This is a genomic window from Azospirillum sp. ST 5-10, from assembly GCF_051225715.1.
GTDB lineage: Bacteria > Pseudomonadota > Alphaproteobacteria > Azospirillales > Azospirillaceae > Azospirillum.
The window spans coordinates 1-1,830 of sequence record NZ_JBPJSP010000078.1; the positions used below are offsets into that span (position 1 = coordinate 1).

Annotated in this window: 2 protein-coding genes; one reads left to right on the plus strand and one right to left on the minus strand. The window is 69.0% G+C overall.

What is annotated here, in order from left to right; translation table 11 throughout:
* Positions 1 to 205: 205 nt before the first annotated feature.
* Complete coding sequence (locus ACSBPG_RS31850; protein ID WP_435541276.1) at positions 206 to 1,042, minus strand: MurR/RpiR family transcriptional regulator; 837 nt, start codon at positions 1,040 to 1,042, stop codon at positions 206 to 208.
* Between the two features lie 396 nt (positions 1,043 to 1,438).
* Between ACSBPG_RS31850 and ACSBPG_RS31855 the strand changes: the two genes are divergently transcribed.
* Positions 1,439 to 1,830, plus strand: a 392-nt coding sequence (locus ACSBPG_RS31855; protein WP_435541277.1) for a pyruvate formate lyase family protein, incomplete at its 3' end; no start/stop codon positions are given.

Below are 1,830 nucleotides of genomic sequence, written 5' to 3' on the forward strand. Positions count from 1 at the left end.
TCGTGCGCGTCATGAGCTGGTACGACAACGAATGGGGCTTCTCCTGCCGCATGAGCGACACCGCCGTCGCCATGGCCGAAGCCCGCTGACCGTCCGACCCGAGACCGGGCCAACCCGAGACCGGACCGCCCCGAGGGCCGGGCCGCCGCCGACCGCGGCGGCCCGGCCTGCCGTCGTCCGGTCCGCCCGCCGAATTCCGCCGCCGTCAGTCCGCGCTGAGGTCGGCGCGGACCATCTGCCCGGCCCGCGTCAGCCGGTCGCGCAGGGCGTCGCCCTTGCGCAGCGCCACGGCGATGGCGAGGATGTCGCCCAGCACGAGGTGGCTGATGCGCGAGGTCAGCGGCGAATAGACGTCGAACTCCTCGACGACGTCCGCCAGCAGGCTGACCGTGGCGAGGCGCGCCAGCGGCGAGTCGGCGCGGGTGATCGCCACCACCCGGGCGCCGACGGACAGCGCGTTCTGCACCGTGTCGAGGATGTCGCGGGTGCGGCCGGAGCTGGACACCACCACCACCGCGTCGCCCGGCCCCAGCGACAGGGCCGACACGAAATAGACGTGGGAATCGCTGTACGCCACGGTGGGGGTGCCGAGGCGGAAGAAGCGGCGCTGGATGTCCTCGGCGATGGTGCCGGAATTGCCGGACCCGTAGAACTCGATGCGCCGGGCCCCGGCCAGCAGGTCGGCGGCGCGGTCCACGGTGTCGGCGGACAGGTTGTTGCGCACCTGCATCAGCGTGGCGATGGTCCGGTCGAACACCTTGCCGGCGACCCCCGCCCCGAGGTCGCCCGGCCGGACGTCCTGGTCGATGAACGGCATGCCGCCGGCGATGTCCTGCGCCAGCTTGATCTTGAACTCGCGGAATCCGCTGCACCCCAGGGCTGAGCAGAAACGCGCGATGGTGGGCTCGCTGACCCCGGCACGCTGCGCCATCTCCGCCATCGACAGGGTGATGGCCTCGCCCGGATTGGCCAGGACATGGTCGGCCAGCTTGCGCTCCGACGGCCGGATCTGGTCGCGCACCGCTCTGATTCTGCCCAGCATGACTGTCACCATTCCGTGTCCGAGCCGTCCATCAGCATAGCATGATTTTTACATGTCCATGACAGGAACCTACATGTCATAAAACTACATCGTCACGTTCACTGACGGTCAAGACCCGGATTCAATCGTCCGCCAAAGTCTTTGATCCGCGTCGTTGTGCCGCAGGAAAACGGCGGAAAATCAAGGCATCGGCAGGGGTTTGGACTTGCCCGGCGCGGCGGTCGGAGATATGTAGTTTACCTACAGAGTCAATCGGACCGACCGCTTCGCAGACCACCCGATCGATCGGCCGACACGGCCTCCGCCCGCCGTTCGCGGGGGGGCGTGCGCGGCGATCCGCGCCGTCGGTCGACGGCCAGCCCGGCTGCGGTCCGGCATTTCCCGAGGGGAGACATCATGGACACCCTGTTGAGAGAGCAGCTCGTCGATCGGCCGGCCGAGGATGCCGTGCCACTGCCGTGGCGCGGCTTCGCGCCGGGGCCGTGGCGGCACGAGGTGAACGTACGCGACTTCATCGTCCGCAACGTCACCCCCTACGCGGGCGACGCGGCCTTTCTCGGCCACGCCACCGGGCGGACGAAGGTCCTGTGGGCGAAGGTGTCCGAGCTGCTGAAGAAGGAGCGCGCGGCCAAAGGCGGCGTGCTCGACGCCGACACCGAGACCGTCTCCTCCATCACCGCCCACGGTCCCGGCTACATCGACCGCGAGAACGAGGTCGTCGTCGGCCTGCAGACGGACCGGCCGCTGAAGCGCGCGATCATGCCCTTCGGCGGCTGGCGGATGGTCAA